The organism is Peribacillus sp. NPDC096448, assembly GCF_044762675.1.
GTDB classification, from domain to species: Bacteria; Bacillota; Bacilli; order Bacillales; family DSM-1321; genus Peribacillus; species Peribacillus frigoritolerans_B.
Genome location: NZ_JBIWEU010000002.1, coordinates 68,664 through 83,084 on the forward strand (window position 1 = coordinate 68,664; position 14,421 = coordinate 83,084).

The following is a 14,421-nucleotide window of genomic DNA, read 5'->3' on the forward strand; positions in this document are numbered from 1 at the left end:
ATATGGATGCTTGTTAGCAAATATTCTTTTATGCTTCATACTTTTTTCACAAATCATTGTTAAAATCTTTAAAAAATAGATATTTAATGAATAAGGAGCTTAAAAAATATGAAGTGGGGCATTGGGCTTCTTCTTGCCATCGTACTGCTTACTGGGTGTAATAGCGGTAATGCATTTACTAAAATCAACAAAAGTCAATCTTTCCTGGCGACTGTCAATATCAAGGATACCTCACTGACTTTCATAGATGAAAACTATCATCCTTTTGCAAAGTGGGATATTTCAGAACCATTTACCGGGGCCCTGCTCCTGGCAGACAAGGATACTATCCTGCTTTATGGAAAAGAGATGGAGAAAGTCCAAGTGTATTCTTTATCCGCAGGAAAACTGATAAACAGTTGGGAAATTGGGAAAGGGATCGTCAATATGCAGTTGTTACGTGATGGAAAAAGCATCGTGGCGGTCAATCAATCGAATCACTCCATTTATTTTTTGAATGCTGATGGGGAGGAACAGGATATTGTCAAGGTTGGTAAAAGCCCCTTGACCGTTCTTCAAGGAGAGCAAGCGAATCGTTTGTATGTTATTAATTTTGGTGATACCAAATGTTCGGTGATAAATCTTGAAACGAAAAAGGTCGATTTCGAATTTCCCGTACATAGTTCCAGTACAGGCACATTATTAAGGGAAGAAAAGGATGAAATATGGATTGGAGGACACGGTGATGGGGACCAAGTGGAAGAAGATCTATATATTTATTCGGCAAAAACGGGAGAGTTGAAGAAAAAGCTTAAGGCCCCAACCATGCCGATAAAGTTCCTGGAAAATGGTGAAGGAATATTTGTCCTTAGTCATGGGACTAGCTCCTTATATAAATTGAATGATCAATATGAGGAAGTCAAAAACAAAGTGGTCGGCGTCAACCCCTTTGAAATGGCGAACTTTAACGAAGATGTGGTCGTGGCGGGATATGATAGTGATGAAGTGTATGTAATGGATGCTGAAACAGTCGAGGTTAAAAAAACGATCAAAGTCGGCGAAGGTCCATTCCAATTGATGTTGAGGGAGTAGATGACATGCATGTTTACACCATTTTAGTCGTGGATGATGAAGAAGATATGCGAAATCTAGTTGAAATGTATTTGCTGAACTCAGGTTATCGATGCCTTCAAGCTGCGAATGGAAAAGAAGCTATAAGCATGGTTGAAACAGAGGAAGTGGATTTAATCCTATTGGATATCATGATGCCAGGTATGGACGGTTTCTCCGTTTGTGAAGAAATTCGTGAAATTGGGGAAATCCCTGTGATATTTGTCAGTGCGAAAGGTGAAGAATGGGATAAGGTGAAAGGGCTGAAGCTTGGCGGCGACGATTATATCGTCAAACCGTTCAATCCAGGAGAATTGGTCGCAAGGGTCGAAGCGGTATTGCGAAGGACAGGGAAATTATCATTGAATGAAGAGAATCAAAACCATGTCCGATTCGGTAAAATTAGCTTGAACTTACAATCCAGAACGGTTTTAGTGGAAGGGAAGCCAATCAATTTAACCTTGAAAGAATTCGAATTGCTTTTATTCCTCATGCGTCATAAAAGCCAGGCACTCAGCCGTGAACAACTGCTTGAAAATGTATGGAGCGGTGAGTATGGAGGATCTTTACGTACTGTGGATACCCATATTAAAACGTTACGAATGAAATTAAGAGCGGCCGATTACATTCAAACCGTCTGGGGAATCGGTTATAAGATAGAGGAAAAGAAATGATCTATAAATGGCGAACCCTTTCTTTTAAATTATGGCTCACCATTATCACCGCCATCATCCTATCCGTGCTGTTCGCTTACTCCCTTTCCCAATATTATTATAAAAATCTATATGTGGAGAAGCTTAAAACGGATTTAGTCAATGAAGCATCATTGCTAGGGGCGGATTATTCCGGCGGTGAAATCAGCGAAAACTTTAAGCAAAAAGTTGAATGGTTTAACAGTAAGAACGACAGCGAAGTCTTTGTCGTCAATAATCCCAGGGAATTGAGTGCTTGTCTGCCTTTTGAAATCAATTATGATACCCTTATTTCTGAAGAAGAACGGCAAATGCTTTTAGATGGGAAAGCCGTTGAAAAAGAGGGATATGAGAAAAGGTTTGAAAAGAACATCGTAGCGGCGATCATACCCCTGATTGACGAAAATCGCCTCGAAGGCATCATCTATACATATATTCCTGTAGATTCCATTACGGTCTTATTTAAGGAATTTGCTGCAAAATGGTTGGCGGCGGTTCTATTATTTTTGATTGTCGCGATTTTGTTTACTACTAAATGGTTGAAAAAGCTAGTCAGTCCGATTAAGGAAATCGAGACTGCGGCCCATCGTGTCTCAGAGGGGAATTATGACATACAGGTCGAGGTAAGGAGTCATGATGAGATAGGTAAACTGGCAATAGCCTTTAATGATATGGCCAATTCCATCCATTTGGAAGAAGAAAGAAAAAAAGAATTTCTAGAAAATGTTGCACATGAGCTCAGAACCCCGCTTAGTTATGTAAAGGGCTATACGCAGGCCATATTGGATGGTGTCGTGAAAAATGATGAAGAGCAACGGAAATACCTTCAACTCATTTCAAGGGAGGCTCTTAGGCTGCAGCGGCTTGTGGGAGATCTTATGGACTTATCAAAAATGGAAAGTGTTCCATTCTTGTTAAATAAAACCCCGATTGCCTATGCGCAATTCATTGAAGACGTACTTGTGAAATATGAACCGATAATAAAGGAAAAACAATTGGGCTTGAAGCTAGACCTGGATCCAGACCCGATTATTTTTGGGGATGAAGGAAGGATGGAACAGATCCTACATAACATTTTTGATAATGCCATTCAGTATACGGATCCTGGAGGGGAGATCCATATTACCCTAATTCAGCATAAAGATGATTGCGAACTGCTGGTAACTGACACGGGCAACGGGATTCCGGAAGCGGATCTGCCGTATATCATGAATCGTTTTTACCGTGTGAACAAGGCACGCAGCCGTTTTGATGGCGGTTCAGGGCTTGGACTGTCCATTGTCAAAAAATTGGTGGAATTACAAAATGGTAAAATCGAAATAGAAAGCAAGGAAAAAAGGGGAACAACAGTCAGGGTTATCCTGCCGAATATAAAAGAAGAATGGAATTCATAAAAAGGGGATACGTTCAAATGAAAAAAATCATGTTATTTTGCATGGCGTTAATTTTTTTGGCTGGATGCGGCAAGAAAGAGGAAATTCCGAAAATGTTAAATGTCGATTTAGCTGTCGATCCAACTCAGGGTAAAGTGAATGAGCCTGTGAAATTTCAGGCAAAAGTAACATATGGGGACGAAGTCGTGACAGATGCGGATGATGTCAGTTTTGAAATTTGGCTTGCGAATAGCGATGACCATGACAAGATAGCAGTAAAACATAAAGGGAACGGTATATATGAACTGGAAAAGGCTTTTGATGAAGAAGGAACCTATTATGTATATGCCCACGTAACGGCAAGGGACATGCACAACATGCCAAAGAAAGAATTCGTCATAGGTAAACCAAGCACTCCCGAACAAAATGGCGGAAAAAAAGAAATGGACGAGATGAATGATGAAGAAATAAAATGATGAATGTACCATCAAAATCAAAACAATTCGGGCTTAAATCCGGATTGTTTTTTATTTGGAAAAATATTCAAGATGATAAGGGGAAATGACGAAATGTCGAAGTGAAACCGAAAAATTTGTAACATAAAAGTAAAGAAAGTCATAATATTTCGGTTGGAAGCGATATGTCAACTAAAAGTTATTAGTATTCCATGGAAATGGTTCTATGTAACTACCATTGACAAATAATTACTGGAAAAATATGAGTATTTATACTATTGGCAGAAACATAGATAGTTAAAGCATTTCTGCTTGTTTTCTCTGAAACTTGGATCATAAATATATTTTCATTCGCATCCTGTGAATTTGATGGAAATTGATGGTGCCTTTATTACAAAAAATGCATGTTATGATAATTCCAGAAGCAAAGCACAACAAAAAATGAACATCACAGGAGGAAATACGAATGAAAAAGAAAATGATTATGTCAGCAGCAGCGGCTGCAGCTATTATATTCACAGGAGTAGGAGCTAACCAAGCTGAAGCAGCCAACTGTGATACAGTGAAACAAGTAACTTATAAAACTACGAATAAAGAGGATATGCAAAAAGTCCTTAACCAATACCTAGCTAAATACAATATCACTATACCTGCAGCGCAGGCACAACAAAAACCAGTTCAAAAACCAGTTCAAAAACCAGTTCAAAAACCAGTTCAAAAACCAGTTCAAAAACCAGTTCAACAAGAAGCTGGAACAACGAACCAATCAAAACCAGCAGCAAAACCTGCAGCACCAGAAGTGACACCTAATAAATCAACTGATGAAAAACAAGAGACAAGCTCTGAATTAAGTGCGTTTGAACAAGAAGTTGTTAAATTAACGAATGCAGAACGTGAAAAACAAGGTTTGGCAGCTCTTAAAATCGACACTGAGTTGAGCAAAGTTGCACGTATCAAGTCTCAAGACATGAAAGATAAAAACTACTTTGATCACAATAGCCCAACTTACGGTTCACCTTTCGATATGATGAAACAATTCGGAATCAGCTATAAAACAGCTGGCGAAAACATCGCACAAGGTCAACAAACACCTGAAGAAGTGGTACAAGCTTGGATGAATAGCCAAGGACACCGTGAAAACATCATGAATTCTAGCTTTACTCATATCGGAGTAGGTTACGTAGAATCTGGTAACTACTGGACTCAACAATTCATCGGAAAATAATAGATTAATAGAAAAGTGCATCCCATTAAAATGGGGTGCGCTTTTTTTTGCGAGAATGGATCATTCCATTCCATGGAAAAAATATAATTGTGACATCGATTGGTTCTCTATAATGTACCCAAATCTAAAAAGAATTGAACCAAGAAATAACTGGAACCGCACCATAACATCAGTGAGGTCCCGGTGAAGCCACTTAAATTTCGGATACATCAATTTCTGAATATTGTGTATTGAAACTTTTTTGAAGACGTATTTCCAATGTTGATTCTTTATATTGGGCTGATGCCCCCTTTTTCTTGACAGGTGCAGGGAGTGTTATGACATGCCGATCTGACTCTTCAGGAATTCCCTCGATGATGGATTGGTTAGATGTATGGTAAAGTTTCATTTTCTTTAGCCAGGATTCATCTTCTATTGGAATTCTTACGAAGACATATAAGTGGGTTTCAAATACTTCGGCATGTAAAGGATGTTCAGATCTGGCATTTACTTTTTGTGAGCCGCCATCATTTTGGTTCATCATACCCTGCATATTGTCAGGGATCACTTGTGAAAATACCTTTTCAATGAACGATTGAACATCACTTTGCTGCATATTTTTCATGAATTCCTTTTGGTTCGGGTTATTCTTAAAAGAAAAAAGTGAATTCCAGGGAAACATATTGAATTCCTCTCTCCTGCTTATGGTCTGACAGGTTTATTTGTTATATTTTATGCAGCTAAAGCCCAGAGGTTCTTTTTTATAATTACTAAATTATAGAAAATGGAATAAACTTATGTATAATTAAGTAAAATCCATTAGATAAAGAGGGTAAGCCTGTGGATGAAAAAGTAGCTTTTATTACTGGTGGAGCAACGGGTATCGGCAAAAGGATGGCGTCTTCACTCGCGGATAATGGAATGTCCATTATCATTACTTATCGAAAAAGTAAAAAGGCAGCTTTAGCATTAGTGGATGAATTACAGGAAATGTACCATGTTAAGGCAATTGCGATTCAAGGTGACTCGTCAAGTGAGGAAGATTGCCGGAATATTTTGCAAAAGATTTCGGAGGAATTTGGCCGTGTTGATGTCTTCATTCATAACGCAGGGCCATATATGCATGATCGTAAACCGATGACTGAATATGGCAGCGATGAATGGAAGTACATCATGGACGGAAATTTAAATGGTTTTTTCTATTTTGCGAAGGAACTTATTCCACAAATGCGCAGCAGAAACTGGGGTAGGGTCATTACATTGGGATTTGAACGGTGTGAAACTGCACCAGGTTGGATCTATCGTTCTGCTTTTGCTGCTGCAAAGAGTGGCTTGACTTCCTTGACAAGAACTTTAGCTGCCGAAGAAGCTACACATGGAATCACCGTGAATATGGTTTGTCCTGGTGATATCATTGGTGATTGGAAAGAGGAGGAAATTAGGATCGCGAGAGCAGCAAAGGATGAAACGGTTCCAGTCGGAAGACCGGGTACGGGGGAAGATATAGCGAGGGTCATCACGTTCCTATGTGATGAAAAATCAGATTTCATTACTGGGAGTATCATACCAGTAACAGGCGGTAAGGATGTTCTTGGGAAAATATATAAAGCCTAGTGGTTTACAATTTGAATTCAGAATGAAAAAAAGTGAGGCCGGTGTAAACCAGCCCCACTTTTTTTACGCCTTTTTTTTATATTTTACTTGCTGAATGAACCGTAAGCGAGCAGCCAAGCCTATAGCTCCGAGAGCCAAGCCGGAAATTAAGCCGATCCAATACCCAAAGGCTCCCATATCCGTATATTGTGCAAAGAAATAGCCAATCGGAAGCCCGAGAATCCAGTAGGAGACCAGTGACATTGCAAATGTGACATTTACATCTTTATATCCACGTAAAATACCCTGAATAGGTGCCTGCAGGGCGTCCGATATCTGAAAGAAGATGGCATATATTAAAAAATGTGATGTCAGCATCATTACTTCGTGATCTTTAGTGTATAAAGAGGCCACAGGTTCACGGAAGAGGAAGAGGATGGTCGACAAAACGAGTGACATCGTCAAGGCCATCGAAATGCCAATCCAGCTATACTCTTTGGCATCTTTATAACGGGCTGCCCCAATTTCAAATCCAATGACGATCGTCAATGCCATGGAGATACTTAGCGGTATCATATAAAGCAGTGACGCAAAATTCATGGCAATCTGATGCGATGCAATCGTCACGGTATCATACTTACTCATCAAAAGTGTGACTGCCGAAAAAATGCTTGTTTCAAAGAAAATAGCCAGCCCGATGGGTACCCCAATCAATAATAAGGCCCTCCATTCTTTCCAGGAAACCCGGAAAAATTCAGTGAAAACCTGATATGTCGAAAATGGGTTTATTTTTATTACAACCAGGATGGCCACCAGGGCTATTAACCAATACGTAATGGCAGTGGCGTACCCGGAACCGACACCGCCAAGTTCAGGGAATCCAAACTTCCCGTATATTAACAGGTAATTAAAAAGGACGTTTACCGGGAGCGCACATAAGGTGATGATCATGGAAATCCTAGTTTGCCCCAAAGCATCGATGAAAGCCCTCAACGCATTATAAATGAATAAAGGAATGATACCGAGTAAAAGGGCGATCAAATAATCATGGGCCACCATGTGGACACTATCTTCAAGGTCCATGGCATTCAATACGGGGTTCAAAGAAAACGCTCCAATGATTAAAATGAACAAGGCTAAGGCTACAGCTAAATAAATGGCCTGCATCACGGAATAGGAAACGGATTTAGACTGCCTGGAACCCACCAGCTGTGAAACTACCGGTGTTAAGGCAATCAATATCCCGCTTAGCCCCGTGTACACGGGTGTCCATAGCGAACTGCCGATGGAGACGCCAGCAACGTCCTGAGTGCTGTATTGCCCCGACATCATCACATCAAAAAAAGTCATGGCATACATGCTGATTTGGGTGATCAGGATAGGTATCAATATATAAAATAATAGGCGGATCTTTTGTGATTTAGTATAAGTCTGATTCATCAAAGTACCTCAATATCAATATTTGGAATTTTCAACACAATGAAAGAATTATATCACATAAGCATGTGATGTTTTAAGAGTTTTTATTTGAAGCTAAAAAAAGACTTGCCGTTTAGGGCAAGTCTCAGACTATAGACAAACTCGATATGTAATTAAGATTTCCTGCATTTTTTTAGGCAGTGTAAAATATGAACGTTGCTTTCCACTGCAGGCACTCGCTTTCCGCGGGCGGTCCCGGGAGCCTCCTCGGCGCTTTTGCCGCCTGTGGGGTCTCCCTTGGACGCGCTCTTAGGAGTCGTCAGTCGCGCATGGATTCAAAATCATTCATGGCTTCCATACCTGAGTCTTTTTGAAGAATGAATGCCTGTGAAGGAATGGCAATTTGTACACCTTCCTGTTCCAATATCTCCATTATTTTAAAGTTCACATCTTCTTTGATTGATAAATATCCTCCAAAGTCCGTTGCTTTCGTGAAGAAATATAGGTAAAGGTTGAAACCGGAATGACTGAACTCATCAAACTTAACCAAAATCGTTTCCGGATGTACTTCAGGATGATCAATGAGCATTCTTTCAATTTCTTTAATGACATTTTCCAATTTTTCTTTTGGTGTCGTGACATTAACACCCAAATGGAAGGCAATCTGTCTTTTGCCCATCTTGGACCAGTTGATGATCGGTTCATTCGAAAGGGTCGCATTTGGGACTGTAACTAAAGCTTGGGCAAAAGTCCGGACTTTGGTGCTTCGGAATGTGATGTCTTCAATGGTTCCCTCCACACTTGGAGTTTTGACCCAATCTCCTATGGTAAAAGGTTTTTCGGTAACGATGACGATACCCCCAAAGAAATTGCTGACGGTATCTTTAGCGGCAAGTGCGAAAGCCAATCCACCCAAACCAAGCCCTGCAACAAATCCATCGACATTAAATCCCCATTCTTCCGCGATGATGGAGGCACCAAAAGCAATGATGATCAATTTTATGATTTTCGTAAAGAACGGCATGACGATTTGATCGACTTCAAGTCCGAATTTACTTACTAATTTCGGAAATAATATAGTTAACATCGAACTGATATTAAAAATCGTCCAAAAGAATAAGAAGACAAAAAACGATCTGTATATTTTCGATCTGAGTTCAACCGAAGGTGAGTCGATCGGAAAGTAGTGCAGTGAAATGATAACACCAATCAAAACGATAAGCCATCTTACCGGCTGTTCTAAAGCGAGCATTAAGTTGGCGGCAAATTCAACTTTACGTTTTTCTGCAATCCGTAGAAAGAACTTGAATATATATGTAGTAAATACTTTCCGAAGCAAAAGGAAGATTAGAAAAATGCCTATGGAAATTCCTAATTTGGTCCAGGCTTCGATTCCATCAAATTGATTAAGTGATTCAGAAACTTCTTGCAATGTATTACTCCTCCATTGTATCTTGTAGTATTGTAGAATACTAAGATTATAATATATTCATGCTGAAAAAGGAAAAATAATCGATGATTACATACATCATGGGGGTTTTACGGTTCACTGAATACTTTTTCAAGTTATTAATGGCAAGGATATATGGTAATATGGATGCAAAGTGATTTTTTAAGTTTGGAAGGTGGAAATATTGACTAAGAAAATAGTATTTACCGGAGGCGGTTCTGCCGGTCATGTATCTGTTAATGCAGCAATCATCCCGGAATTTTTAAAGCATGATTGGGATGTTACTTATATTGGTTCAAAAAAAGGCATTGAAAAAAGTATCATCGAAATGGAATTTCCCGAGGTCCGTTATGAAACGATTTCCGTTGGGAAATTCCGACGTTATCTATCTGTTGAAAATATGAAAGACCCTTTCCGTGTCATAAAAGGGATTTTTGATGCACGAAAAATATTAAAAAAGACCAAGCCCGATTTCATTTTTTCTAAAGGTGGTTTCGTTTCGGTTCCAGTAGTTTTGGCAGGCAGGATGCTGAGGATTCCGATTGCGATACATGAATCGGATTATACGCCTGGTCTGGCTAATAAGATCGCGATGCCACTTGCATCGAAAATTTTCACTACCTTCGAGGAAACGGAAAAAAATCTTCCGAAAGAGAAGGCCATGTATCTTGGCGCTGTATTGCGCGATGGGATTTTTACTGGAAACGCTTCTGCTGGAAAGGCATTTTGTGGATTCACGAATAACAAACCGGTATTACTCGTTATGGGCGGAAGCCTTGGGGCCGTTAAAATCAATAATTTAATTACAGATAACCTTGATGCCTTATTAAATGATTATCAGATTATTCACATTTGCGGGAAGGGAAATGTGAAAACCGAATTGAAACAAAGGGGATATGCTCCTTTTGAATACGTGCACGAAGAATTATTCGATCTTTTGGCGGCTGCTGATGTCGTTGTGTCAAGGGCTGGTTCAAATTCTATCTTTGAATTCCTTGGTTTGCAAAAGCCGATGTTGCTTATCCCTCTAAGTGCCAATGCATCCCGTGGAGATCAAATCCTGAATGCATCAAGCTTTGAAAAACAGGGTTTTTGTAAAGTCATCCAAGAAGAAGAGCTGAATGATCGGATTTTTAATGCTACATTAGCGGATTTATTGAAACAATCGGATGAATATCAAGAGAAAATGCGTCAAAAACGCCCATTCAAAACGGCAGCTGAAATGTATGAATTACTGCTTCAAGTAATGGCAGCAAAAAAATAAGTATCATTCCCCTCTATGCAGCATATCTTTTCGAACAGAGGAGGGGGTAGTATGGCTTATGAATATTCCAAAGGATGGTTCATTCAGCAGCTAAAAGCCGCAGGGATTAGCTATCATCCAATTGAAAAAAGAAAGCTGGAGCTGTATAAAACTTATATTCTAAGGCGTTTATACGAAGATCTGCAAAAAAGGTAAATCATAAAAAGAACCGCAACGTCGTTAACGTTGCGGTTCTTTTTAAAGGAAATTACTTATAAAAGGAAAGAAACAGGAAATAAGGATACCTGCGATAGCCATTGCCGCACCTGCGACAGCCCCGGTAAACTCACTTTCCTGGGCAGCTTGAGCCGTTCCGAGACCATGAGCGATCGTACCATAAGCGATACCGCGTGCGAAGGGCATCGTAATGTTTAGTTTATCCATCATTTTTGGAGCGATCATCGTACCCAGCACCCCTGTTAAAATGACGAAGGCAGCTGATATATTGGAATTTCCACCATAAAGTTCCGTGATTTCAACCGCGATGGGCACTGTAATGGATTTTACCGCCAATCCTTGGACTATGAATTGCGGAAGTGAAAATGCTTTAGCGATGGCGAAGGCAAGGATCAAAGTGACAAGAAGACCAAAAATCATGCCGCTAATTGCCGGCATTGCATATTTAACGATTATTTTTCTATTTTTATAAAGTGGTACGGCCAAAGCAACGGTAGCTGGTCCCAGGAAATAGGTGATGATGTCTTTTCCTGGTGAATAATCCTCGAAGTCCAACCCGCTGATCAGCAGTACGAGAATAATTGTAACCGTACTGAAAAATACGGGCGTCGTAAAAGGTGATGGATGTTTAGCATATATTTTCCTTCCAATGATATAGGCAAGGATGGTTATCAAGATGCTATATGTTGTGATGAGCGCTGTCATGCTGCTTAACCTCTCCTCTATTGGATAGCTTCTGAACGGTCCAAGCTGAAACGATGAATCCGAATATCAGGCTGATTCCCAATGTAAGTGCCAATGGCAAACCGAATTCAATGAAAAGCCATCCCATGGTCATTAAACTGATTGAAATGGGAATGAAGAAAAAGGCTAGGTGCTTTACCAAAAATCCTGATGTAAGTTCAATCCATTCGACTTTTATGACCTTCGTCTGTAATAAACCGAATAACAGAATCATGCCGATGACGTTGCCTGGTATAGGTAAATGAAGTAAATTGGCTAAATAATAGCCAAGCTTGCAAATGATGAGCAGGAAGATAAGCTGCACGATAAAAGCAAATGTTTTTTTCATGATTAAGTCCTTTCAATGACGCTTTGAATATATTATTGAATTGGTCAATTGTATTCATTATAAAAAAATATCCCTAAAAAGAATAGGGATTTGCAGCAATCTATGTTAAACATCCTGTGAAACTGGAAAAAAGAGCTTTCCAGGTTTGGAAGCTCCGGCCATTATATGAAAAGATGAACAAAGCCATGCTGAAATGTTCTTCGCTCTATGCTTCAAGTAACTGCTGTTCGTCATCATCATGCTGTCTAAGGATATGAAAGGTGTATAAATCTTTAGGGATTTCATACAAATCGTAGATATCTCCTTCATGATTGATCTGATCATAAAGGGATTTTCTTGTTTCGTTGGCATTGACGGCATAGGGAAGCTTTTCAGCAGCTTTTATGGAGCGGATATTTTTTTTGCGAATACGCATGAAGACCGTTTCCAAACCGAGCTCGAAAAAAAGCTCTTTGAAGAAAGCGTCTTTTGCGATGGCATTATACCCTTTTCCATGATAAGGCTTGCCAAGCCATGTGCCTAAGAAACCTGCCCCATTTTCAATATCGTATAAAGAAATACAACCGATGGGATTTTCCCATTCATCCAAGATTGTTCGTGAAATGAGTTGCCCAGCATCTTCGGCTTCGATCGTTTGCTTAGTAATGAAAACATATTCTTCATATGAATCTACCTTATGGCGCACGAAAGGGAAGACATCTGGATGCGTCATTTGTTCATAAAGAGAAAAACAATCTGTGAAATCTCTCTTTTTTAACATTTCCGTCCCTCCGTTTGAGGGCAGTTCTTATGCGTAGTCGCTGCCCACCCTCGAAATTTTTTAAGTCGTTCATCAAAAAATTTCGGGGTGGGAATCGAACCCACTAGAACCGGAAACCGGTGGCGCACCATTTGCCTTCCCTATTTTTATTGTCAGAAAATATGCAAATCTAAAGTACCTTACGAAGGTATAATACTAAAAAAAAAACGGTTTGGGAATAGGTTTTTTGCCTTTTTTTTTCGTCAAATTTCAACTTTTTTTTGAAGGGTGAAATCTTTAGGCAAACGCTGCATCCTTCCATGAAAAACTGATTTTTCTCCCCCTTTTTTCTTTAAAATTCACCTGTATATTGCATGAATAAAATGATTGCGCCGAGGGCCCATACATAAATGGAGAATATTTTGAGTGAACGCTTTTTTAAGAAATCGATCATCCATACTACGGCTATATAACCAAAGATTGCTGCTGATAGGGTCCCGACGAATAGTGCAGTGAGTGGAAGCCGTTCTACTTCTCCTGTAAAAATCGGTTTCATCTGAAATATGATGCCACCCGTAATGGCAGGAATGGAAAGCAAAAAGGAAAAATAAGCTGCGGTGGCCCTATCCAGTCTGCAGAAGAGGCCTGCGGCTATCGTTAAGCCGGAGCGCGAAAGAGCAGGCATGATGGCAGCAGCTTGGAAGGTACCGATGATCAGTGCATCTTTAATCGAAATTTCATTAAGGGATTTGCCGCCTTTTCTTACTCCGTCGGCTACCCATAAGATCAGTCCGGTCGCTAAAAATTCCCAGCCTATGGTCACACCTGTTTTTGAAAGGCCATCAAACCAATCACCGAGTAAAATGCCGGCAATAACTGCAGGTATCGTCCCAGCAATGAGAAGCAGGGTCATTTTGGAAAAAGGGTTTTTCAAAATGGCAATTATATCATTCTTATAGACGACCAATAACGCCAGCAAGGTTCCGATGTGGAGCATGGTATCCAGAAAAATGCCGGCCTCGTCAAGGTGGAAAATATGCCGTCCTAAATATAAATGTCCAGTGCTTGAAATAGGTAAAAACTCAGTCAAGCCTTGAATGATCCCAAGGATGAAGGCTTGAAATTCATTCAGCAAAAAAACATCACTCCATTCTAGAAGGTATAGGACAATCCATTATTTAAACTGTATGCACAAGACGGATGAACATGTCCGGATTTTATTGGTTATATCAAGATAAGGCAGTCCAGATTTACCTTCTTTCGAATATAATGAGAGGAAAAATGAAACTATTTTTGATTTGATTCGTAATTATTCATATGAGAAAGGAGGAGAAGACACTATGCCTACTAAAGATGAAAGAGTGTTTGCTGCCCTTATTTATGTGATCAGCTTTTTTACAGCATTTATCGGTCCTTTGGTGATTTGGTTATTGAAGAAGGACTCGTCACAATTTGTGGATTATCACGGAAGGGAATACTTGAATTTTTTCATTTCCTACACTGTATATTCAATAATCGCAGGGATACTCACTATAGTATTGGTTGGTTTCTTGCTATTGCCGGTTATCGGGATAGCTTTAGTCGTATTCACCATCATTGCTGCTGTTAGGGCTTATGAAGGAACGGATTATAGGTTCCCATTGATCTTCAGGGTATTATAGAAGGAGGTAAAAGGATTCCGTTCCATTCGGAATCCTTTCAGACTGTAGACAAACTCGAGGAAAAGCGAGTTTGACTGCAGTTTTTTTATTTAGAAAACGTTCCAGTGGATTTCAGAAATCCGCTCCCTATCCGCCGACAGCCTGCCAAGCCTCCTCGCCTAGCGGCTGCGGTGTCTCGGCTAGCCAGTATTCGG

Annotated in this window: 16 protein-coding genes; 9 read left to right on the forward strand and 7 right to left on the reverse strand. The window is 39.9% G+C overall.

What is annotated here, in order from left to right; genetic code table 11:
- Nucleotides 1-108: 108 nt before the first annotated feature.
- From ACIQ0C_RS04260 to ACIQ0C_RS04280, 5 genes are all read left to right on the forward strand, one after another.
- Complete coding sequence (locus ACIQ0C_RS04260; RefSeq protein ID WP_403057275.1) at nt 109-1,071, forward strand: YncE family protein; 963 nt, start codon at nt 109-111, stop codon at nt 1,069-1,071.
- Between the two features lie 5 nt (nt 1,072-1,076).
- Nucleotides 1,077-1,763: a response regulator transcription factor gene (locus ACIQ0C_RS04265; RefSeq protein ID WP_034307471.1), complete on the forward strand. Its 687-nt coding sequence runs from the start codon at nt 1,077-1,079 to the stop codon at nt 1,761-1,763.
- Nucleotides 1,760-3,175, forward strand: a complete 1,416-nt coding sequence (locus ACIQ0C_RS04270; protein ID WP_403057278.1) for a sensor histidine kinase — start codon at nt 1,760-1,762, stop codon at nt 3,173-3,175. Before ACIQ0C_RS04265 ends, ACIQ0C_RS04270 begins: the two co-directional genes overlap by 4 nt.
- A gap of 17 nt (nt 3,176-3,192) precedes the next feature.
- Nucleotides 3,193-3,630: a FixH family protein gene (locus ACIQ0C_RS04275; RefSeq protein WP_403057281.1), complete on the forward strand. Its 438-nt coding sequence runs from the start codon at nt 3,193-3,195 to the stop codon at nt 3,628-3,630.
- A gap of 445 nt (nt 3,631-4,075) precedes the next feature.
- Nucleotides 4,076-4,834: a CAP domain-containing protein gene (locus tag ACIQ0C_RS04280; RefSeq protein ID WP_403057284.1), complete on the forward strand. Its 759-nt coding sequence runs from the start codon at nt 4,076-4,078 to the stop codon at nt 4,832-4,834.
- Nucleotides 4,835-5,027: 193 nt separating this feature from the next.
- On the opposite strand, the gene ACIQ0C_RS04285 is transcribed toward ACIQ0C_RS04280, so the two are convergent.
- Nucleotides 5,028-5,495 (reverse strand): Hsp20/alpha crystallin family protein, encoded by a 468-nt coding sequence (locus ACIQ0C_RS04285; RefSeq protein WP_402837767.1) that lies wholly within the window; start codon nt 5,493-5,495, stop codon nt 5,028-5,030.
- A 158-nt stretch (nt 5,496-5,653) separates the two neighbouring features.
- Here ACIQ0C_RS04285 and ACIQ0C_RS04290 point away from each other — a divergent pair, with 158 nt between their 5' ends.
- The gene (locus ACIQ0C_RS04290) at nt 5,654-6,427 is read left to right on the forward strand and encodes an SDR family oxidoreductase (protein WP_403057287.1); all 774 of its coding nucleotides are present in this window, start codon (nt 5,654-5,656) and stop codon (nt 6,425-6,427) included.
- Between the two features lie 63 nt (nt 6,428-6,490).
- Here the strand turns inward: ACIQ0C_RS04290 and ACIQ0C_RS04295 are convergent, their stop codons facing one another.
- Together ACIQ0C_RS04295 and ACIQ0C_RS04300 are read right to left on the reverse strand one after the other, a co-directional pair.
- Nucleotides 6,491-7,846 carry an MATE family efflux transporter gene (locus ACIQ0C_RS04295; protein WP_403057290.1) on the reverse strand — a complete coding sequence of 452 codons (1,356 nt, stop codon included), beginning with the start codon at nt 7,844-7,846 and terminating at the stop codon, nt 6,491-6,493.
- 298 nt (nt 7,847-8,144) lie between these two features.
- Nucleotides 8,145-9,257 carry a mechanosensitive ion channel family protein gene (locus ACIQ0C_RS04300; protein ID WP_403057293.1) on the reverse strand — a complete coding sequence of 371 codons (1,113 nt, stop codon included), beginning with the start codon at nt 9,255-9,257 and terminating at the stop codon, nt 8,145-8,147.
- 193 nt (nt 9,258-9,450) lie between these two features.
- Between ACIQ0C_RS04300 and ACIQ0C_RS04305 the strand changes: the two genes are divergently transcribed.
- Together ACIQ0C_RS04305 and ACIQ0C_RS04310 are read left to right on the forward strand one after the other, a co-directional pair.
- Nucleotides 9,451-10,539, forward strand: a complete 1,089-nt coding sequence (locus ACIQ0C_RS04305; RefSeq protein WP_403057296.1) for an undecaprenyldiphospho-muramoylpentapeptide beta-N-acetylglucosaminyltransferase — start codon at nt 9,451-9,453, stop codon at nt 10,537-10,539.
- A 51-nt stretch (nt 10,540-10,590) separates the two neighbouring features.
- On the forward strand, nt 10,591-10,734 hold the full coding sequence (locus tag ACIQ0C_RS04310) for a DUF2639 domain-containing protein (RefSeq protein ID WP_072273150.1): 144 nt from the start codon (nt 10,591-10,593) through the stop codon (nt 10,732-10,734).
- Nucleotides 10,735-10,776: 42 nt separating this feature from the next.
- Here the strand turns inward: ACIQ0C_RS04310 and ACIQ0C_RS04315 are convergent, their stop codons facing one another.
- The 4 genes from ACIQ0C_RS04315 to ACIQ0C_RS04330 all read right to left on the reverse strand — a co-directional run bounded on the left by ACIQ0C_RS04315 (nt 10,777) and on the right by ACIQ0C_RS04330 (nt 13,698).
- Nucleotides 10,777-11,460: an LrgB family protein gene (locus tag ACIQ0C_RS04315; protein WP_403057299.1), complete on the reverse strand. Its 684-nt coding sequence runs from the start codon at nt 11,458-11,460 to the stop codon at nt 10,777-10,779.
- Nucleotides 11,435-11,827, reverse strand: coding sequence for a CidA/LrgA family protein (locus ACIQ0C_RS04320; protein WP_403057302.1), 393 nt, complete (start codon nt 11,825-11,827; stop codon nt 11,435-11,437). The genes ACIQ0C_RS04315 and ACIQ0C_RS04320 overlap by 26 nt, the downstream gene beginning before the upstream one ends.
- A 205-nt stretch (nt 11,828-12,032) precedes the next feature.
- Nucleotides 12,033-12,587: a GNAT family N-acetyltransferase gene (locus tag ACIQ0C_RS04325; RefSeq protein WP_034307447.1), complete on the reverse strand. Its 555-nt coding sequence runs from the start codon at nt 12,585-12,587 to the stop codon at nt 12,033-12,035.
- Between the two features lie 331 nt (nt 12,588-12,918).
- Nucleotides 12,919-13,698: an undecaprenyl-diphosphate phosphatase gene (locus tag ACIQ0C_RS04330; RefSeq protein ID WP_403058061.1), complete on the reverse strand. Its 780-nt coding sequence runs from the start codon at nt 13,696-13,698 to the stop codon at nt 12,919-12,921.
- Between the two features lie 208 nt (nt 13,699-13,906).
- On the opposite strand from ACIQ0C_RS04330, the gene ACIQ0C_RS04335 reads away from it, so the two are divergent.
- Nucleotides 13,907-14,227, forward strand: coding sequence for a DUF4870 domain-containing protein (locus tag ACIQ0C_RS04335; protein WP_402837755.1), 321 nt, complete (start codon nt 13,907-13,909; stop codon nt 14,225-14,227).
- The last annotated feature ends 194 nt before the right edge of the window (nt 14,228-14,421 follow it).